Consider the following 21,043-nt stretch of genomic DNA (forward strand, 5'->3'; position numbering starts at 1 on the left):
ATGGCAGCGAAAAAAGCACAAATGATGCCTACTTTTGCTTATGAAGGGGTAGATCGTAAAGGGTTAAAAACTAAAGGGGAAATACCAGCACGTAATATGGCTTTAGCAAAAGTCACTCTACGAAAACAAGGTGTTACCATTAAAACTATTCGAGAAAAACGTAAAAATATTCTCGAAGGCTTAATGAAGAAGAAAGTCTCAACTTTAGATATTACAATTTTTACTCGTCAATTAGCGACGATGATGAAAGCAGGCGTTCCACTCGTCCAAGGATTTGAGATCGTTGCTGAGGGTCTAGAAAATCCAGCAATGCGAGAAGTTGTACTAGGTATTAAAGGTGAAGTTGAAAGTGGAAATACTTTTGCTGGCGCTCTACGTAAATACCCTCAATACTTTGATAACTTGTTTTGCTCTTTAGTTGAATCTGGCGAACAATCAGGTGCCCTTGAAACTATGTTAGATCGAGTCGCAATTTATAAAGAAAAAAGTGAGTTATTAAAGCAAAAAATTAAGAAAGCCATGAAATACCCTATAAGTGTTATTGTGGTGGCAGTGATTGTCACCATTCTCTTAATGGTTAAAGTAGTACCTGTATTCCAAGATTTGTTTGCTTCATTTGGCGCAGATTTACCTGCATTCACACAAATGGTTGTGAACATGTCAAATTGGACACAAAAATATTGGTTTATATTAATAATAGTAGTTGGAACATTAATTGCTTGTATTTTAGAAGCCAAAAAACGTAGTAAAAAATTTAGAGATGGATTGGATCGACTAGCTTTAAAACTGCCTATTTTTGGTGACTTAGTTTATAAAGCGATTATTGCTCGTTACAGTCGCACACTTGCCACTACTTTTGCAGCAGGTGTACCGCTGATTGATGCTCTCGAATCTACAGCAGGTGCAACTAATAATATCGTTTATGAAGAAGCTGTCATGAAAATTCGCGAAGATGTTGCAACTGGCCAACAATTGCAGTTCGCAATGCGTGTTTCAAATCGATTCCCTTCTATGGCGATTCAAATGGTCGCGATTGGAGAAGAGTCAGGAGCTCTTGACAGTATGCTGGACAAAGTAGCTACACACTATGAAAATGAAGTCGACAATGCTGTTGACGGCCTTACCTCCATGATGGAACCGTTGATTATGGCTGTTCTAGGTGTTCTTGTTGGTGGATTAGTTATTGCGATGTATCTCCCAATTTTCCAAATGGGTTCTGTCGTCTAATGCAAGAAATTATTTCTTATTTTATCCAAAATCCAACTGCGTTATATGTCGCAGTTGGACTTTTAAGTTTATGCATCGGTAGTTTTTTAAATGTCGTCATTTATAGAACACCCAAGATGATGGAACAAGAATGGCATCATGAATGCCAAATGTTGTTACATTCAGAACAACCTATAATAGACGAAGCGAAATTAACCTTAAGTACCCCACCATCTACGTGTCCAAAATGTAAATCTGCTATTCGCTGGTATCAAAATATTCCTGTAATTAGTTGGTTAATACTTCGTGGCAAATGTGGTGCTTGCCAAAATCCAATTAATATTCGCTATCCACTTATTGAACTATTAACAATGATTTGCTCATTAATAGTAGTTGCTATATTTGGCGCGACCGTACAAATGTTATTTGGTTTAATACTCACTTGGGTCTTAATCACATTAACGTTTATTGACTTCGACACACAGCTATTACCTGATCGTTTTACCCTACCACTTGCCGCACTAGGCTTGGGAATCAATAGTTTCACTATTTATACTTCTGCAGGCTCAGCTATTTGGGGCTATTTGATTGGCTTTCTATGTTTATGGATTGTTTACTATATCTTTAAACTCGTCACAGGCAAGGAAGGTATGGGCTATGGTGATTTTAAACTGCTTGCAGCTTTAGGTGCTTGGATGGGGCCAATGATGCTACCCCTAATTGTGCTACTCTCTTCAGTTGTTGGTGCAATTATTGGAATTATTTTGATAAAAATGCGTGGTGAAAACCAACCTTTTGCATTTGGTCCCTATATTGCAATTGCTGGCTGGATTGCATTTTTATGGGGAAATCAAATTATGAAAATATACCTAGGTGGATAATATGAGTTTTATCTTGGGCATTACTGGTGGCATTGGTAGTGGCAAATCCGCCGCGACACAATGGTTTGAATCCCAAGGAATTGTTGTAGTCGATGCAGATATTGTAGCTCGTGAAGTGGTTGATCTAGGTCAACCTGCTTTGAAAGAAATTCAACTTTCTTTTGGAGACTGGGTATTATTAGAAGATGGCAATCTGAATCGACGTGCACTTCGTGAACATATATTCCAGTTTCCAGAAGCGCGAGAAACTCTCGAAAAGATCACTCACCCTGCTATACGCCAATCCATTATTCAACAATTACAACAAGCAGAAAGCCCTTATGTCATTTTAGTTTCACCTCTTCTCTTTGAAACCAATCAGCATGAACTTGTTCATCACACCTTACTCATCGATGCTGATGAACAAACACAGCTACAACGTGCAAGTCAAAGAGATGGACAAAATGAAGAACAAATCCGAAAAATTATCTCGGTTCAAATGCCTCGCACTCAAAAGCAATTACTCGCAAATGATATTGTTATGAATGATGGTTTACTTGAGCACCTTCACCAACAACTAAAACCATTACATCTAAAATATCTACAAAGCGCTGAGCAGGCATTTTAATCCTGCTTCTGTTGCGCGAGTCGTTCACTCAGCGTGTCTTTTTTAAACCAGCGCCACGGCTGTAATGCACCAATACCCATTCCTACTAAACCACAAGCAATCGCTGCATTTAAAGGCTCATCAAGCAGTGGAACAGCAATTACAGCAGCGATAAAAGGTGCCAAAGTAACAATACTACCCGTTTTAAATGCACCTAAACGCTCAATCGCAGCAACATAGGTCAAGGTCGCAATAATTACGACCAATACACCATGAAATAAACCTTGAATGACTAAATGAATGGGTTCTGCTTCTTGAAAATGTTTTGGAACAAATAAAATATAAACAGGTAAATAAATAATCGCTGACCAAATTGCCACGCTTGCCATGGAATGCCAAGCCGATAATTTCCATTGTTTAAGCAATACTGTAAAAATTCCCCACCAAACAGCACTGATAAAAAAAAGTAGATCGCCTAAGCCAAAAGCGGCCGCTTGATCATGCAGCATCAGATAGCTCATCAATACAAGCGCACTTAACATAATGCTAAGACTGAACCAAGTATGTTTATCAAATGGTTGTCTAAACAGTAAATAAGCAGCAACTGCCGTACATAAAGGAATACAGCCATTTAAGAAAATTGCAGCGTGGGCTGCTGGTGCTTGCAAAAAAGCCGTATAAACGGTCAGACAGTAGGCTAAACCACCAGTTAAGGCTAAAATGACTGGACGTGGATGCCATAAGAAAGCTAAATCTTTTTTATAAATGAGCACAGGCATTAAAATAAGAAAGGCTATCGCAAAACGCATTGCCACCAAATCCCATGCACTCACATGCCAATGTAAATTTAAACGGGAGAAAATAGTGAATCCCCCCCAAATACACATTGTAATTAAAACAAATAGATAACCTTGTGTACGAGCAGTCATTTAAGATTACATTGGCAATACTTGCATGAATTATACAACACTACGCTGGCGACATGCTTCATAAAGTGCCATACCAGTTGCGACACTCACATTTAGACTTTGCAAATCACCAGACATTGGAATATAAACCGTATGATCACATTGAGACTGAGTAATCGGTCTCAAACCTGTGTCTTCCGCACCCATGACAATGACAACTGCACCCTTAAAGTCACATTGCTGAATTGGCAATGCTTTTTCATCTAGCATTGTGCCAATAACACGTGTATGTGTGGTCTCTTTTAAATGAGCTAAGGTTCGAGCTAAGTTAGTCACTTGAATGAACTTAACTTTTTCCGCCCCACCTGCTGCAACTTTACGTGCCGTCGGAGTTAAACTAGCTGAACGATCACGTGGCACAATCACCGCCTGAACACCCATCGCAGCTGCAGTACGAATACATGCACCGAGATTATGCGGATCAGTCACTTGATCTAATGCCAATAACAAAGCATCTGGTGACTGCTGCATCAATTCATCTAAATCTTTTTCATTTAAGGTTGGATGTTGGCGAACTGCTGCAACTACACCTTGATGAAAAGGTAAGCCTGCAAGCTTTTCCAAGCTATCCCGACTCGCCTTTTGGACGCTAATCCCAAAAGGTTCTGCGAGTTGCAAAATCTTTTGTAATCGCTGGTCATCACGACCTTTTAAGGTAAATAAAGTCAAAACACGTTCAGGCTCTAACTCCAATAATGACTCAACCGAATGAACGCCATAATAATATTCAGGTTTTGCCATGAACGACCTCTTGCAGTATTCCCGATCTATAAAGGGAGATTTTGAAAAATAAAAATCCTGCAAAGTAGCTTTACAGGATTTTCTTTAGCGATAGTGTACTCGATTTAGAACGGAATAGGTTAACCTTCTAAATGACATACATAATCAAGCACTTCATCAGTCTCTATGTGGAAAACACTATTTCCTGGGACATAAAAAGACTGACCTGCGCGGAATAACTCACTTTCTGTACTATCTGCAATTTTTACACGACATTCACCAGAAATGATTTCCATACGTTCTGGCACATGTGTTTCAAAAGTTAATGCCTGTTCAGTAGGTAAAATCACACCTAGTGTCTTTTTAGTACCATCTTCAAATTGTACAGTATGGCTGATACATGCCCCACCAAAATATACATTTGACTTTTTAATGACCGTAACATGATCAAACTGCACTGAACTCATGCATACTCTCCAAATAATGCAGCATTTATATTAGGTTATGATGGACGTAGTTTAATTGCGCCTGCGTCACTAATCAATCCATTTTTATCATGCTTTAACAGCAATTTTTATGCCTTTCTACTAAAGTTATGCTCAACTCACAAGCGCTTTTAGATCAAAGCATCTGATCTAAACTACAATAGAAAAAATCTTATAAATTGATAGATGAGCTTTACAACACCAAATTATCCAAAACAGTTCCAGAAATAAAACATGATTTCATCAACACAACGCTGATCCTCTTGTTCGATTAGCAAAATTTCTCTATCTTTAAGCAAAAGATTACGTGCACTGGATGCATATATGCTCACCCATTTAACTTTAATTAATTTTGCACTTGCAGACCATTTAGCTTTAGATATTGAACAAGGTTTCAATGTTTTGACTGGGGAAACTGGTGCAGGAAAATCGTTATTGTTAGATGCACTGTCTGCATGCTTGGGTGAACGTACCGATACAAACTATGTCCGTTATGGTGCAGACAAAGCAGATGTCACTGCTGTATTTAGTTATCAAGCTGAAAGTGCGGAAGCAAAATGGCTCACAGAACATGAACTAGATGATGATTCTGGTGAAATTCATTTAAGACGTGTCATATTTGCGACAGGCCGAAGCAAAGCATGGATCAATGGGCGCCCAAGTAGCTTGTCAGAGTTAAAAGAAATTGGACGCTTACTTGTACAACTTTATAGCCAGCATAGCCAACAGCAATTACTTGAACCCCCTTATCCGAAGCACTGGTTAGATCGTTATCATAATTTTGCCGAACCAGCAGATGAAGTACGTGAAGCGTATAGCACATGGCAAAAAAACATTCGCCAGCATCAAGCCGCTTTAGATGCGCAAGCCACGCGTATTCAGAAAATACAAAATTTAGAATCCCAAATAGAAGAACTTGAAGAGATTGTCCAAACGGATTATCGAGAGATTGAACAAGAATTTGATCGTCTCAGCCATCATGAACATATTATGCAAGACTGTAGTTACAGTCTAAATGTGTTGGATGAGGCGGAACAAAATATCACTCAAGAAGTTGCCTCAATTATTCGTCGTTTAGAGTCTCATGCGGGACGCAGTGAACAGTTATCAAATATTTATAATTCGTTACTCAATGCGCAAAGTGAGATTGAAGATGCAACCGCGAGTTTACGCCAATTTATTGATCGCCAAAGCTTTGATCCTGAAAGAATGGAACAGCTCAATACAACCTTAGAAATTTTCCATCGTCTCGCGCGTAAACACCGCACCCAACCTGAATTACTCAAACAAGAATATGAAACTTGGCAGCAGGAATTAGAGCAATTACATTTATTGGAAGATCCTGAAACCTTAGCGGAACAGGTAGAAATTTCTTATCAAGCTTTTATGCAAAAAGCTGAACATCTAGATCATATTCGTCGTGCAGCCGCAGTTCCATTGGCGAAGCAATTGACTGAACAAGTGAAGCCCCTTGCTCTACCTGAAGCATATTTTGAATTTAAGTTCGAGCCAATGGAAGCAAATGCCGAAGGTCTCAGCTTTATTCAGCTTCTTTTCACTGCCAATAAAGGGATTCCGCCACAACCGTTGGCTCGCGTTGCTTCTGGCGGTGAACTCTCTCGTATTGCACTGGTCATGCAAGTGATGAATGCTGAAAAAACAGAATCCGAAGTTTTGGTCTTTGATGAAATTGATGTCGGAATTAGTGGTGGTACGGCCGAAGTGGTTGGTCGTTTACTCGCTGATTTGGCTCAACATGTACAACTGCTCTGTATCACTCACCAAGCTCAAGTTGCTGCACAATCTGACCAACACCTATTGGTCAAAAAACAACAAACAGATCCAGCAAGCAGTACCATTATTGAGTTAAATGAGGAACAACGCATTCTAGAACTAGCACGTATGTCTGGCGGCGTCGAGATTAGCGAGACCACCTTGCAACATGCCAAACAACTACGTCAACTAAAATTTCAATCAGCTTAATACACATAGCAAAATGTGAGAAAAAGATTGGCGAAATCCGATTAACTCTTGTATGTTGATAAGAAGAACCTATATAGATAGATCAGCATAATTTTTTTGATGGAGAATCGCCTAGGTGACGAAACAATATCTAACTCACCGTTGTCTCATCGCTCCACCAGACATAACAGATGACTTCTTTGCCAATACTGTTATCTATGTGGCACGCCATGATGAAGATGGTGCACAAGGCATTATTATCAATCGCCCTTCTGAGTTACAAATCAAAGAATTATTGAATGATTTAGAGATTGATGCAGATAATGTACAACCTCATGCCGTGTTGCAAGGTGGACCATTACGCCCAGAAGCAGGTTTTGTACTACACACAGGTCAACCTACTTGGCATTCATCAATCGCAGTCGGTGAAAATGTTTGCATTACCACCAGTAAAGATATTTTGGATGCAATTGCACATAACGAAGGTGTCGGTCGTTACCAAATTGCTCTAGGCTATGCCAGCTGGGGCAAAAATCAGCTTGAAGAAGAAATGGCACGTGGTGACTGGCTGATTTGTGACTCAGACATGGATTTAATCTTTAATCTACCTTATGGCGATCGTTGGGATGCAGCATACAAGAAAATTGGGGTAGACCGCACATGGTTTGCTTCAGAGATCGGTCATGCCTGATTTTAAAACTTCGCAATCCATTATGGCCTTTGATTTTGGTACTCAAAAGATGGGGATCGCAATTGGTCAATCAACTATTGAGAGTGCCAATCCACTGCCATTGTTCGTGATGAAAGATGGTATCCCTGACTGGAACCAACTATTAAAACTTGTCAAAGAATGGCAACCCAATCTTTTTTTAGTCGGTTTGCCATTAAATATGGATGATAGTGAATCTGAACTCTCTGCTCGCGCACGAAAATTTGCACGGCGTTTGCGTCATCAAACCAATATTGAAACGTGGATGGTGGATGAGCGCTTGACTACACGCGAAGCGAGAGAAGAACTTGAGTCTTATCAAAATAAAGGCCAAGCAAAACGATTATCGGCTGATAGTTTCGCAGCTGCACTACTCATTCAAAGCTGGTATCGTGATCCTAATGGAATAACACCTTAATCATTTATATTAAGCGCTTTATCACGGTATAGCATACTGATGTACCGTGATAAAATCAGATCCCAATGCTCAAAATAATTGCTTTAGCACGTCTACAACCCAAATCACTCGAATAAAATTTAGAATGCAATTTTTAAAAAATAAATCAGCTCAGACTACGTCTGATTATTTCTCAATAATTCTAACCGTTGCAGTTCGCCCTGAAACAAAAGCCAATGGATTCTGAGGCTGTTCATCTAAAACAATTTTTACAGGCACACGTTGCGCTAAACGTACCCAACTAAAAGTAGGGTTTACATTTGCCAATAGATTAGAACTACCAGAACGCTCACGATCTTCGATCCCTGTTGCAATACCTTGAACATGCCCACGAATTAATTGACGATCCCCCATCAACTGTACGGTTGCCGAATCACCGACATGAATACGATTCAATTTGGTTTCTTCAAAATAGCCCACCACATAAAGCTGATGACGATCTAGCAGCGCAGCAACCGCTTGCCCAACCTTAACATAATTCCCAACACGTAAATCAAAGTTAGCTAAGGTCCCATCCGCAGGTGCAACGACTGCCGAACGACTCATATTGAGCTGAGCTAAATGTAAATTGCTATTCGCCACGTCGATCAAAGCTTGTTGTTGTTGAATGGCGGCCTCAGCCTGTTCAATACTCGCTGCTAGCTGTTCTTTCTCAGCAATCGCCTGATCACGTGTAGCAAAAACCTGATCTTGCTCTTGCTTAGAGATTGCACCATCCATCAAACTCGCATAACGTGCTGCATTCTTCTCAGCCAATTTCATATTAGCTTCAGTCTTGACCAAATTTGCCTTTGAACCGACTAAGTTTGCATGCGCCTGAGCCAAACCAGCATTGGCTTTAGCTAAATCAGATTTAGCTTGTTCAACGTCAAGGGCTTGACGCTCTACATCAATCTTGAAAAGAACTTGTCCTTTCTTTACCGTCTGATTGTCCTGTACCAGTACCTCAGTTACTAATCCATTAACATCCGAAGCCACTTGAACCACATCACCACGCACACGACCATCACGTGTCCACGGTGCGGCATTGTAGTAATTCCATAAATGCACGACTGCATATATCGCAATCAAAACCGAAAGTACTAATACAATTGGACGTATGACTTTTCGTACATCAAATGCATTCATGTTCATCACCTTTACCACATATTTTTAAATCATTAAATTTCGGAGAGAGCTACTTAAAGGCTTGTACCTTGTAAATAAAGACATAACCAATGCATACACAGCAACAATCCCAAGTACAAACACAAGTTGAAAATGTTCGGTAGTACAATCCAACCTCTCATAACTAAACGATCGATCAGTGGACTCATCAGCTTAAAGAGCACGTAGGCGATGATGGCTTGCACCAAAAGAATTGGAATATAGATTCCATAAACGTTAATCTCACCCATGCAATACACCTAAACCATATGTTTCTGAATCCATCTTTTGTGTTGAGACATGCCCAATGCTTTCACAAATATTATTCAGAGAAATCAACATTCTTTGAGCGAGTTGCTCATCTTCAATTTGCACTGCAATCCGCTGTAATAGATCAATCTGCTGCACAATTCGAATTGGAAAATGGTTCAGAGAAAGTTGTTTCTCCTGCATTTGAAAATATTCGGTCAGTTGCTGTTGCAGCACATTGACTTCATTTTTCAAACCGACCAATTGCGGGAGTTTTTGGCTAATTTCTTGTAATCGGACTAAGTCAATAATTGAACTACTTTCAATCAGAGCATTCTGAATCGAAATCTTAACTTCAGGATTTTGAACCATTTTGGTATTCAATACTCCAACTCGGTCCAACATACTGCGTAGATGAATTTTGAACTCACTACCATAAGATAGATTTAATGCCTGACGCATCGCCTGATAATGTAAAGTTAAAATTCGCGTTGCACTGGTATCAGGTGAAACAGCTCGAACTAAATCAATCACAATTAGTGAAACCAATACGCCCAGAACCATTGCAAATGAACTATCTAAATAAGAAACAGCATCCATGCTGTATTTATTATGCAGATTCAATCCCATCATGGTGTTAATCCCAAGTACCATTCCTACAGGCATTAACATTTGATTTGCCATCATGGTGACAGCCACTAAAAACACAGGAAATAGCACCAAAGCCAATTGCCAAAAATGGGTCACATGCGGAAAAATACCAAATGCATATAAGAATACTAAGCCTGCAGAGACAATACTGCCCCAAATAAAAATCCGTAGCACAGGTACTGGGTTATCCAAAGCCGTTAAGATACACGCCGTAATTGCACCCATTTGCGCCATCATAAAACCCGCCTTCCAACCAGACAGAATCCAAGCTGCAGTGACAATAAAAGTAATCAGTACCGCACTAATTCCCCCTCGTATCGCAATACCATGATCGCGATGTAAACTTGGATACTTCGTTGTAATTGCTGTAATTTCTATTGGAATTTCTTTATTACCTTGCTGAATCTGTTGCCAAAGTAGCTTTACTGCCAAGATATTGGCTATAAAATGACGAACATCCATCTTTAATGCAGCCAATACAACTTCCTGTTCAGACGTTGCTTTAGAAATCAGCTCAGCGAAATCCTCTTCAAATCCAATCGGCAAAGTCTGTAAATCAGCAGGTACTAAACTTTTCTCTTGTTTTAAAAATGTCAAAGTATGCTGACGAATCATATCCAAATGCGAAACAAGATTAACTAAATGCAAATGTTCGAGTTGTTTCACACGTTGAGACAATGCAACCAAATTCGCAACCACCAATGACACTTGATGTAGCATTTCTTGTAAAGGTTTAGTCATGCCTTTCAACTCACCTTTCTCATAAGCCAAATGTACAGCTAAAGCATGAATATCAGAGGCATCACGAGTAATCACAGATAAAATTTGCGTGTAATTTTCAGGTGTTTCTTCAACGGCAATCAATTTTTCAAAGGTTGCTTCTAGATCGTTTAAGGTTTTATTGACACGTTGCTTAATCATTGCGCCAACATGCACTGGAAAAAAGGTTGCCGAAACAACGGCGGAAGAGACTACGCCAACTGAGATTTCAAGTACACGTGCAACAGCGATATCAAAAATATTGTAGGTATCGATATAGGTAATTGCATTGTAAACAATCATGGCAGTTGAATATCCTGCCAACATAAATACGTAGCTACGCGGCGTGCGGTCTAGTAATGACACATATAAAGCAAAGCCCACCCAGAGAGATAAAATAACCGTAAATAGCCACGGCGTATTAATAAAATGTGGGGTTAATAACAGTGCTATGACTGCCCCTGCTACAGTTCCAATCAAACGATATACACATTTCGAAGACACCATTCCCGAATAAGGATTGGCAATAATCATGACCGTTCCAATCGACCACATCGGATTAATCAAATCTAATTCAAAAGAAATAAACAGTGCCAGCATGCCTGCTACAAAGGTTTTACAAGCAAAAATAAGATCAAGTCGGCTTGGTCTGAAAGCTAACAGCTGTTTAAGTAACATGAATATGTCTCAATTCTAAGTCAGCATGATCTAGATGACACATAACAATGTGGCACGAAGTTAGACCGATTTGGAGTATCAAATCAGTTGACAAGAAAAAGCTGATTATGGGGAGCAAGGCATAGTGTCTAGAGCAAATGCAGACAATTTAACGAATTTCATTATCCAATGAAGACACTACATCTATAATTTTTTCAAAACAAAGCAAATTAGTCAACATAAATTATCACTATTTGATAATTTTTCATTTTAATTTAAAATATTTTCAATAAAAGCCATATTTTTTCTCAATTCAAGGCTTAATTGATTGAGCAAAAATATTCCGACCTAAAAGTCCATACACGATCTCAGGCTTTTCTGATATAAAGCAATAAAGGTTCGATTTTCACGTTATTTTTAAGGAGTAGACAACGCATCATGGCAATTTCGAGTTTTGGTAAAATTCTCACCGTGCTGGATTTATTTTCAGTTTCACGTCCGATTATCAATGTCGATATCATTTGTGATGAGCTTGGTCTCTCAAAACCCACAGCCTATCGTTATCTTAAAGAACTTGTTTCAACAGATATTTTAAAACGCATTAGTGGTACATCAGGAGACTACACTTTAGGCTCTAAAATTGCCGTTCTTGATTATATTTCTCATAGTACCGATCCATTGGTTCAGATCAGTATTCCTTTTATGCGTGATATCGTAGATCGTACTGAACTATGTTGTTTATTAACCTATTTAAACCATGATTATTGTATTGATCTACATCATGAAACCTTTAAAGAAGCAGAACTTATCTCGTACGGAAGAGGTTGTCCACGCCCTGTTTATGTAGGTGCTTCACCCAAAATTGTGATTGCTCATCTCTCCAAGCAACATATTCAAGCTTATTATCATCAGTTTACTCAGGAACTTGCTCAGGTAGGCTTTGCCCATAGCCTCGATGAATTTATGCAGCAAATGCGGAAAATTAAAAAACAAGGCTTTTATTTATCGCAGGGTGAGATTGATCCAATGGTATGTGGCCTTTCCGTGCCGATTCGCTTTTCTACTAAAGAAGCACCGATTGCACTCACGCTAGTAGCATCAAAAAATCGTTTTGATTTCTTGAATATTCAAAAACTGATCGAGATCTTGCAAAATAATGCAGCGCAAATTGAGCATAAATTTGCAACACTTTCCGAAAATCAGTCAAACTGAATTGAGAATTTTAAAAAATATTTACATTTTTATCCGTTGTAAACAGCAATATATTCTCATATTATGATTATGTTCTTCAGCATACCCTCCTAAAAAGAGTATGACTTTCCTCAGAGAACTAAGCCCATCTTTGTTATGGGCTTTTTTCTTAAGCGCTATCCAAGACTATTAATTAAAAAAATTTATAAACAATGATTTAGAACATATTTATTGAGTTAACACATAATTTTATTGATTAACTTTGCTTCAACCAACATCTGTTCAGTCTGATCAGCCGTCATTGCAACCAAATATTTACCATTTGAATAATAAAGCGAACCATCCTGATTCAGGGCATAACCTAACACCCCTCTTTTCAGAACTTTCTGCTCTCCATTCGTTGCATATTGAATCAGTTCCCAATTACGAGGAATCACACCAGCAAATTTTTCACCTGCACTTTGATTTTGTTGCAAAGTTTTCTGAGCTTTAATCAAATTACCCTCAACAAATAATTCTTCTTCAGATTTTTGTTTAGTCTTAGCAGGATTTGTACCTGAGGTAGACTTAAGCGATTCGCCAGTATAACGTTGCGTAAAAAAGTCTAACCAACCAATCACAGCACGAATAATTTTGAAAGGCACAAATATAATATCTTTGAGTGAATTACCGCTGTGATGCTGATTTTTATATGGGCGCTTAAGGAAATAAAGCTGCCCCGCCGCATCAATTTTTGGTTTATAAAAATCAAACTTCGGATCAGCAATGATTGTTTCTAGTTCACCTGCTCTTAGATTCAAGCGACAAATCTCTTTCGGTCCCACACTGACATTACCTTGATGATCATAGGCAAAACCACAGCTATCATAATAAACAATATCAGGATCTTGAGGATCAAAACTTGGATGTTCGTCTTGACAGTCACCTTCCGTAATATATTGGATGCGATTCGAATCTAGCCCCAAAACGCAAAGATGCCTTTCATATGCATAACCTTTACTTGCAGATAAAATTAATCTTTGTTTTTGCGCTGCATAATCAAGATGATGAACAATAAATTCATTATTTCTAAGAACTAAAGCTTCTGGCTGTTGTAACTCAATTAATGATTTCATATAAATTGCACAACCATCTTGTAGTCGCGCCGCATAAATCATCTGTTGATTATCAGTCAATACAGCATCAACTGGAAATACATAAGCTAATTCATTTGGATCATCTTGACGGGTCAACCCCATAAATTGCGCGCCAGTCCCAGTGGTTTTCCATTGTTTGCGCTGCTTAATTTCTTGTAAATTTTTCTTGTACTGACTGACCGCATGACAATCTATAGTCTGTGTTTTTTGATTTTGTAATAGATACAATTCTTGATTTGATAAATATAATAAAGATGACATGTAACCGTGTTCCTACGTTATCATTTTTAACATTCACTATATTTCACAAATTTTATAGTGAATGCTTTGATTATCTAGATTTTTATTAAATTTAAATAAAATAGTGATGGCAAATCATTTTAAGGCTGTTTTAAATATGGCCAAGCAGCTTTCATATAAATAAACATCGACCATAAAGTCAAAATAACGGCGGTATACAGTAAAGCATATGCCCAGATTTCGAGTGGTTTCCAGTTTAATAAGAACACACTAATCGCAATCATTTGAAATGCTGTTTTGTACTTTCCTACCGTAGAAACTGCAACGCTAGTACGTGCACCTAGTTCAGCCATCCATTCACGCAATGCCGAAACAGTAATTTCACGCGAAATAATCACAATTGCAGCAAAAGCCATTGAGATCGTCGGTTGCCATTGCACCAATACAATTAATGCAGCTGCAACCATAAGCTTATCGGCGACTGGATCGAGGAAACGCCCGAAAGCAGAAGTCTGATTCAAAGTCCGAGCTAAATACCCATCGAACCAATCTGTCACTGCTGCAAGAACAAAGATTGCAGTCAATACCAAATGTCGCATCATTCCCCCATGATGCTCAGCAATTCCAATTGCAGGTGGCCAATAGGCAATTGCCAAAAATACAGGAATGAGGGCGATACGCGCCAAAGTTAAAATATTAGGAATGTTCAGGATTCGCCCTGTGCTCATAAACACCGCCATGTTGTTCGCATCAAATATGCATGTCGCACAAAGGATGTGCCGAGATTGTATCCATGTGTAAGCAACTTTATACGAAATGCACGGCAGTGTCGACTAGGCAAAAACGGCAACTGTTTGTCGAAGTACCGCAATCAGTCGATTTTCATCATCCCAAAGATAGGCATACTCGGTTGAATAGCCATGTTCAGCATATTCAGTCACTACTTTATATTTGAACCAATCCTGTACTTGATGAGCAATCGGCTGCAAATAGGTAATCTGCCATGTTAATGAGCTTGCTGGTGCAGGGGTTTTAAACATCGGTAACACACCTGGTGGCCAGACATCCATCAATCCAAATAGATCGGCCAATTTCATTTCACGATTTGGATGCAACTGAGGAATAAAACGACACCATCCGCCAAAGTCAGGCACTTTGCTGCCAGCCATTGGATAATTACCTTCAGCCCAACATAGTTCAAACTGTTGCAAACACTGTGGCATTAAGCCTTCAATATAAGCCGTTTTTTCCAACTGTGCCGGCAGTGGATAATCAGGAATTTGCGGTAGATTTTGCACATGAATCCGAGATTCACGCTGAGAACCAAAACTCGCAATTAATATACTTTGTACAGTATCTGCTTGCCATAACCGCACTTCTAAGGTTGTAACCGATTTACCCTCTCTCAACACCTCTGCCGTGAGTTTAGCCTGCCCTTCTTGCACAGGACCAACAAAGGTCACATTACAACTCAACAACTGCTTTGTTGTATCATGAACCACACTCTGCACCTTTTGGATTAATAATCCTGCAACTAAACCGCCAAATACGGTGCGACCTTGTAACCATCCTGAGGGAATATCAATCCACTCTTGATGTTCAATCTGTTGATACAGCGGAAGCAATGACATTATCTTTCCTTAATCGTCAAACCATCTTATCTTTAAATGTTTTTCTCTGTTTGTGAATGATCATTGACGCATCAGTCATTGAGAGATTGAGCCAATCGGTCAAATTATTCATGCAAAATTTTATAAATCGTTCTCGCCATGACTTCACCCAAACCCGGTACAAGCATCAACTCTTTTTCTGATGCTTTTAAAACACCTTGTATACCGCCAAAATGAGTGAGTAGATCACGACGGCGTTTTGGCCCTAGCCCAGGTATAGCCTCTAAAACTGAACTACTACGGCGTTTATCACGCTTAGCTCGATGTTTGGTAATGGCGAAACGATGCGCTTCATCTCGCACTTGTTGGATGAGGTGTAAAGCTTTATGGTCTTCGGGTAATTGAATTTTAGTGCCATCGGTAAAATGCAGCGTTTCTAATCCCGGTTTACGTCCCTCACCTTTAGAAACACCAATCATAAAAGCATCAAGCGCTAATTCTTGCATGACCTCCATCGCCATATGCAACTGCCCTTTACCACCATCAATCAAGAGTAGATCAGGTAACATATTTTTTTTATAACGGCGTATCAACGCTTGGCGCATCGCCGCATAATCATCACCGCCCGTAATATCCTGAATCGCAAACTGACGATAATCCCGCTTTCTTGCACCGCCCTGATCAAAGACTACACAAGAAGCAATCGGTGCTTCACCCATGGTATGACTGATATCAAAGCATTCAATCCGATCAATAGGTCTTCCAACCACTTGTTCAAGTTGATAAAAACGCTCGTTCAATTCCAAATGATTACTCAGTTTGCCTTTAATCGCATGTTGCACATTCATTTGTGCCAGTTCTAGCCATTCAGCCCGAGTCTCTCGCACTTTATGTTTGATTTGAACTTTCTTATTGAAGGTTTGTTGTAATGCTTCTTCTAATTGTTTTTGGTCGGGAATATCTACATTTACAATCAATTCTGATGGCACTTCATCCGCCACTTGGAAATAGAAATTCGCCATAAAATCATTCAGCATTTGCGCCAAATCATCTCCCAACATATCTGGAAAATAACTTTTTCCACCAAGCATACGTCCATTACGAACATACATGATTTGTACACAAGTCACACCAGCTTGGTAGGCAATCGCCAAAATATCGGCTTCGCCTTTGATCTTAAATACTGCTTGTTGTGCTTGAACCTCGCGCAATAACGCGAGGCGATCACGATAAAATACCGCTTTTTCAAACTCAAGAGCTTCGGCAGCCTGTTCCATTTTTCCAATCAGCTCTTGATTGAGTTCTTTGGTATCACCCTGCAAAAAACGAATTGAATTGTCCACATCTTCCTTATAGTCCTGAGGGCTAATCAGACCAACACAAGGTGCTGTACAACGTTTAATCTGATACTGTAAACAAGGGCGTTTACGTTGTGAAAAATAACTGTTTTCACATTGGCGGACATTAAATAATTTTTGTAATACAAGTAGCGTATCTCTAGCACTATAAGCACTTGGATATGGACCAAAAAACTTGCCAATTTGATGTTTACCTTTGCCACGACCACTGGCAATACGTGGGTAAGGTTTATCTGCTGAAACGAAGATATACACATACGACTTATCGTCACGCAACATAATATTGTATGGCGGACGATGTAATTTAATCAGATTTTGTTCAAGTAATAATGCTTCTGTTTCAGAACGAACAACTAAACTTTCGATGTCATAAATTCGCGCGACTAAAGCCTGTGTCTTAGGATGGTCAATCGTTTTAACAAAATAGCTGGATACACGATTCTTTAAGTTTTTGGCCTTCCCGACATACAGCAACTCTCCATCTTTGCCGAGCATTTTATAAACACCAGGCAATTGAGTCATATGAGTCAGAATTTTTTCAATATGTTCACGCGCGTTTGGATTCACAGCAGACTTTCATCATCAGTAATGCTTTCGATGATGTAGTCTGCATAAATCAATTTCAAGTCAATTGAGCTAAAATCCATCAATTCAATAACTCAAATAACACCTATTATTTAAAAACTCGACTCAATACGTTATTAGCGCTATTAAATGCAGACTCATTAAAGAAATCACAGGCTAGTTCATTTGTTGGAGCGATTGGATTAACTTCTCTAGTTGTATGGTAAAAACCCCAATATTCACGAGACTGATGACGAATCCGAGTGTCTGCTAAATTAAACTCAGTATTAGGTTGAAATGCAGTCCAAGCTGCATTTTGCCAAATATCTTGGCGGATGATATTACTTCCTACACTTACATGTGACAGATTTTGGGTTGGATAAGATTCAATATAATCTTGAGTACTCAACTGAACTTGTTTTTGCCAACATGTTGCACCTGCTGGGAATTTATCCTGACTGGCAAACAATATTCCTTTAATAATATCTAATGTTACATCGTTTATGAACGATGAAGCTTTTGCTTGAGTCAAAAAATAGCTGATATAATCAGAGACATTTAAACCTGACAAATCAATTTTTTTAAGTTGATAGGTGAGTTTAAATGCTGTTCTCTGCTCTAAATTATAAGGCTCATATTCTAAAACAGTGTCATTAAATATCGCTTTACGACCGACCATATAAGCACCCGTAGTATTTTGAGGTGGTAATATAGTGGATATACCATTGCTCGTTATAAAGTTTCGAAGTGCTTCTGTTTGCAATTTCGGTGTTTCAGTATAACGAATTAAAAGATCATTATTTTTATCTACTTGGTATAATTTCTTTGTTAGCTTGTTTGAGGTATTTGCCGCTGCAAAATCATAACTATAAAAAGCTTTATTCTTTGGGTCAACCTTTCCATAGATATCATTATTTTCATCACTACAAGCCACTAAACTTAAAAGGCTTAAATTAATCAGTAAAAATTTTTTCATTATGGTTTCTCAATTTTAATAAAATGCCTGCAAATTATGCTCAATTTAGACCATTTGATACAATATTAATAAACAAATAAATAACCAAATCATCGTTATAAAAAAACGCCCTTTCGGGCGTTGATCTCATTCAGACTTAAAATACATAAGGTCGAATAAAAATTAAGAAAAATAGCCCTAACATGATGAACCATTTCAAAAAATAATATAAACCACGATTGCTTGCTTTTAAAGCTTTGGCTTTTAAACGGAATTGATAAACATATCCAAAAAGCTTATTCAATCCACCAGTTTGATCACCCGCTTCATTAGGTGAACTGGCTGCCGTCATGACACTTTTACCAAACCAATGATTAAACTTTTCCATAAAACGGGTTTTTAATGGGCGTTCTACATCAGCGAAAAAAATAATACGATTCTGGTCAGTGGTGTTTTCCGCATAATGGATATAGGTTTCATCAAACACCACACTTTCACCATCACGCCACGAATAGCGCTGACCATCAACATCAATAAAACAGCGATCATCATTTGGTGTAATAAGACCTAAATGGTAACGCAATGAACCCGCATAAGGATCACGATGGCGAACTAAACGGCTATCTGGTGCCAACTCAGTAAACATCGCAGCTTTAATTGTTGGGAGGGTTTTTAATAATGCGGTTGTTTTTGGGCAAAGTTCAGCAGCAGATGGATGTGCCGAGTCGTACCATTTCAAATAGAAACGTTTCCAACCTGTTTTAAAGAAGGAATTGAAACCGAGGTCATCATAACTACTTGAAGCTTTAATCCCACCTTTGTCATATAAAGCTTTGGCTTCGTCTCGAATCATTTCCCAATTTTCATCTAAAACTTTTAAATCTTTAAAATACTGCGTATCAATATAAGGTTGATTCGGTACTTTAGAAAACATGTACATTAAAAAGTTTATAGGCGCAAGAATCGTTGAATGATCGAAAAATTGACGATAAAACGAATGCTTTACTTTACCGCGTCGTTGAATATACAAAGCTGAAATAATAAAAATCGCTAAAATGATCCATTTAACCATTGAAAAAATCGACCAAAAAAATGAATCTCGGAATTTTATCATTGTCTTTTTTAATTTCTAGCCAATTTTGGTTCAACAATTTGTTCCACTTAATTCATTAGATAAAATAAACAATAAATATCATGCAGATATAAAAATTAATCTTCCAATGAAAATTGTTATTTTTTTATTTTTTGCTGTTTTTTGACCAAATACATTTTTGCATCAGCTTCATGAATCAAAGTAGATGCATCTAAGTAACCATCAACATGATCTGTTTGTTTTACACCGATACTCAAAGTAATACTCGGCTCAATTTGATAAACATACTGTAGTAATCTCGGAACGAAACTTTCAAGTGCCTGTGCTTCAGTACAACGCGGAAATACAATACAAAACTCATCTCCACCACATCTAAAACAATGATCATCCAAACGTGCAACGAATCGAATCGCATCCGCTACAACTTTTAAGATTTGATCACCTTTAGAATGTCCAAAATTATCATTGATCATTTTAAAATCATTGATGTCGATAAATACGACTGTGACGGGTTCTAAACTTCGTTCAGCCGCATAAATTGTCGAATTTAAAATACGATTTAAATGTCTCACATTTAATAGTCCTGTGAGCGGATCGGTTTGAGATAAAGCTTCCATTTGCTGAGCACGATCTTCTAACACAGAAGCATATTGCTCAATTTTTTCTTTAGATGCCTTCAATTCACTAACCAAACTCCACACATAGGTTTCTACAACCAGCGAAATATCAAACATAAATAACTTTTCTAAAGTAGAACGTATTTGATGAAAATTCTCTGTATCGCCTAATTGTTGTTGAATCATCGATATCAGCATGGTTTTGAGATGATAGACGGCCGATAAATATAATTTGGGTTCGACGCCAATTCGTTTATGTACTAAACCGATTCTCAATCGGTTATTGACATAATTTGCATCATAATTCCCTGAAAAAAGTTCTACCAAGTATTGCCGTTGTGCATGTTGTAACCGAGATAAAGTGTCTATATCGCCAATCAGTGACGCAATCTCAGAAATCGAGGTTTGCTGTTGATAAAAGGTAATCACAACTTGGTCAAGTAGATACTCAAGATCAATTTGTTCCCCTAAGTCAACCAACTGCTGTAATTCTTGATGACTTAAACTAAGCAAAGATCGTCGATATTCAATTTCTTCAATCGAAATATGCATTTGTTTCATCAATGTTTGGTCTGTTGGTTTCATCCTTTACCCAGCCTTCCCTAAACAGGTTTGTTTTTTTATTCAGCTTCCCAACCACATCATCAACAAATAATTATTTTTCTATTCGTTTTCACATAAACCCTAAAAATAGCTATAACTAACATTTTTTGTCATAAAATCAAACTATGTCTCATTTCAAAAACAAAAAAAATCTTTCAAAATCCTTTTTCAACAAAGAGTTAACAACAAAATATTGCTTTCTCTACATCTATAATAAAGCAATAAATAAGCCATAACTTT

The 21,043-nt window shown here is 38.3% G+C and carries 20 protein-coding genes; 7 read left to right on the forward strand and 13 right to left on the reverse strand.

Annotated elements, in window-relative coordinates:
* From AC0JIQ_RS14765 to coaE, 3 genes are read left to right on the forward strand one after another with little or no spacing between them, the layout of a single operon-like run.
* Positions 1-1,227, forward strand: coding sequence for a type II secretion system F family protein (locus AC0JIQ_RS14765; RefSeq protein WP_474202081.1), 1,227 nt, complete (start codon positions 1-3; stop codon positions 1,225-1,227).
* A complete protein-coding gene (locus tag AC0JIQ_RS14770) occupies positions 1,227-2,087 on the forward strand; it encodes a prepilin peptidase (protein WP_474202082.1) in 861 nt (286 codons plus the stop codon). Before AC0JIQ_RS14765 ends, AC0JIQ_RS14770 begins: the two co-directional genes overlap by 1 nt.
* Position 2,088: 1 nt before the next feature.
* Positions 2,089-2,694, forward strand: coding sequence for a dephospho-CoA kinase (gene coaE, locus AC0JIQ_RS14775; protein WP_046739321.1), 606 nt, complete (start codon positions 2,089-2,091; stop codon positions 2,692-2,694).
* Here coaE and AC0JIQ_RS14780 read toward each other — a convergent pair.
* From AC0JIQ_RS14780 to ppnP, 3 genes are all read right to left on the reverse strand, one after another.
* Positions 2,691-3,602, reverse strand: coding sequence for a DMT family transporter (locus AC0JIQ_RS14780; RefSeq protein WP_474202083.1), 912 nt, complete (start codon positions 3,600-3,602; stop codon positions 2,691-2,693). The genes coaE and AC0JIQ_RS14780 overlap by 4 nt on opposite strands.
* A 30-nt stretch (positions 3,603-3,632) precedes the next feature.
* Positions 3,633-4,382, reverse strand: a complete 750-nt coding sequence (gene rlmB / locus AC0JIQ_RS14785; RefSeq protein ID WP_474202084.1) for a 23S rRNA (guanosine(2251)-2'-O)-methyltransferase RlmB — start codon at positions 4,380-4,382, stop codon at positions 3,633-3,635.
* 119 nt (positions 4,383-4,501) lie between these two features.
* On the reverse strand, positions 4,502-4,828 hold the full coding sequence (ppnP, locus tag AC0JIQ_RS14790; RefSeq protein WP_004659291.1) for a pyrimidine/purine nucleoside phosphorylase: 327 nt from the start codon (positions 4,826-4,828) through the stop codon (positions 4,502-4,504).
* Between the two features lie 342 nt (positions 4,829-5,170).
* On the opposite strand from ppnP, the gene recN reads away from it, so the two are divergent.
* The 3 genes from recN (at position 5,171) to ruvX (ending at position 7,935) form a co-directional block, all read left to right on the forward strand.
* The gene (recN, locus tag AC0JIQ_RS14795; RefSeq protein WP_474202085.1) at positions 5,171-6,829 is read left to right on the forward strand and encodes a DNA repair protein RecN; all 1,659 of its coding nucleotides are present in this window, start codon (positions 5,171-5,173) and stop codon (positions 6,827-6,829) included.
* A 115-nt stretch (positions 6,830-6,944) separates the two neighbouring features.
* Positions 6,945-7,499, forward strand: coding sequence for a YqgE/AlgH family protein (locus AC0JIQ_RS14800; protein WP_004659294.1), 555 nt, complete (start codon positions 6,945-6,947; stop codon positions 7,497-7,499).
* On the forward strand, positions 7,492-7,935 hold the full coding sequence (ruvX, locus tag AC0JIQ_RS14805; RefSeq protein ID WP_004659295.1) for a Holliday junction resolvase RuvX: 444 nt from the start codon (positions 7,492-7,494) through the stop codon (positions 7,933-7,935). Before AC0JIQ_RS14800 ends, ruvX begins: the two co-directional genes overlap by 8 nt.
* A 165-nt stretch (positions 7,936-8,100) precedes the next feature.
* Here ruvX and AC0JIQ_RS14810 read toward each other — a convergent pair whose 3' ends face one another.
* From AC0JIQ_RS14810 to AC0JIQ_RS14820, 3 genes are read right to left on the reverse strand one after another with little or no spacing between them, the layout of a single operon-like run.
* Entirely contained in the window at positions 8,101-9,102 is a 1,002-nt protein-coding gene (locus AC0JIQ_RS14810) for an HlyD family secretion protein (RefSeq protein ID WP_005218603.1), read from the reverse strand.
* 53 nt (positions 9,103-9,155) lie between these two features.
* A complete protein-coding gene (locus AC0JIQ_RS14815) occupies positions 9,156-9,371 on the reverse strand; it encodes a DUF1656 domain-containing protein (RefSeq protein WP_004659299.1) in 216 nt (71 codons plus the stop codon).
* Positions 9,364-11,457: an FUSC family protein gene (locus tag AC0JIQ_RS14820; RefSeq protein ID WP_474202086.1), complete on the reverse strand. Its 2,094-nt coding sequence runs from the start codon at positions 11,455-11,457 to the stop codon at positions 9,364-9,366. Before AC0JIQ_RS14820 ends, AC0JIQ_RS14815 begins: the two co-directional genes overlap by 8 nt.
* 417 nt (positions 11,458-11,874) lie before the next feature.
* Between AC0JIQ_RS14820 and AC0JIQ_RS14825 the strand changes: the two genes are divergently transcribed.
* Positions 11,875-12,648 carry an IclR family transcriptional regulator gene (locus AC0JIQ_RS14825; protein ID WP_004659301.1) on the forward strand — a complete coding sequence of 258 codons (774 nt, stop codon included), beginning with the start codon at positions 11,875-11,877 and terminating at the stop codon, positions 12,646-12,648.
* A gap of 215 nt (positions 12,649-12,863) precedes the next feature.
* Here AC0JIQ_RS14825 and AC0JIQ_RS14830 read toward each other — a convergent pair whose 3' ends face one another.
* The 7 genes from AC0JIQ_RS14830 to AC0JIQ_RS14860 all read right to left on the reverse strand — a co-directional run bounded on the left by AC0JIQ_RS14830 (position 12,864) and on the right by AC0JIQ_RS14860 (position 20,785).
* Complete coding sequence (locus AC0JIQ_RS14830; RefSeq protein ID WP_474202087.1) at positions 12,864-14,024, reverse strand: hypothetical protein; 1,161 nt, start codon at positions 14,022-14,024, stop codon at positions 12,864-12,866.
* A 119-nt stretch (positions 14,025-14,143) separates the two neighbouring features.
* Positions 14,144-14,731: a CDP-diacylglycerol--glycerol-3-phosphate 3-phosphatidyltransferase gene (pgsA, locus tag AC0JIQ_RS14835; protein WP_004659303.1), complete on the reverse strand. Its 588-nt coding sequence runs from the start codon at positions 14,729-14,731 to the stop codon at positions 14,144-14,146.
* A 105-nt stretch (positions 14,732-14,836) separates the two neighbouring features.
* A complete protein-coding gene (locus AC0JIQ_RS14840; RefSeq protein WP_474202088.1) occupies positions 14,837-15,634 on the reverse strand; it encodes a thioesterase family protein in 798 nt (265 codons plus the stop codon).
* Between the two features lie 104 nt (positions 15,635-15,738).
* Complete coding sequence (gene uvrC / locus AC0JIQ_RS14845; RefSeq protein ID WP_474202089.1) at positions 15,739-17,538, reverse strand: excinuclease ABC subunit UvrC; 1,800 nt, start codon at positions 17,536-17,538, stop codon at positions 15,739-15,741.
* Between the two features lie 106 nt (positions 17,539-17,644).
* Positions 17,645-18,511, reverse strand: coding sequence for a hypothetical protein (locus tag AC0JIQ_RS14850; protein WP_474202090.1), 867 nt, complete (start codon positions 18,509-18,511; stop codon positions 17,645-17,647).
* Positions 18,512-18,647: 136 nt separating this feature from the next.
* Entirely contained in the window at positions 18,648-19,562 is a 915-nt protein-coding gene (lpxO, locus tag AC0JIQ_RS14855) for a lipid A hydroxylase LpxO (protein WP_474202091.1), read from the reverse strand.
* A 158-nt stretch (positions 19,563-19,720) separates the two neighbouring features.
* Positions 19,721-20,785, reverse strand: a complete 1,065-nt coding sequence (locus tag AC0JIQ_RS14860; RefSeq protein WP_004659308.1) for a GGDEF domain-containing protein — start codon at positions 20,783-20,785, stop codon at positions 19,721-19,723.
* Positions 20,786-21,043: the final 258 nt, after the last annotated feature.

Source organism: Acinetobacter sp. FB (genome assembly GCF_056033405.1).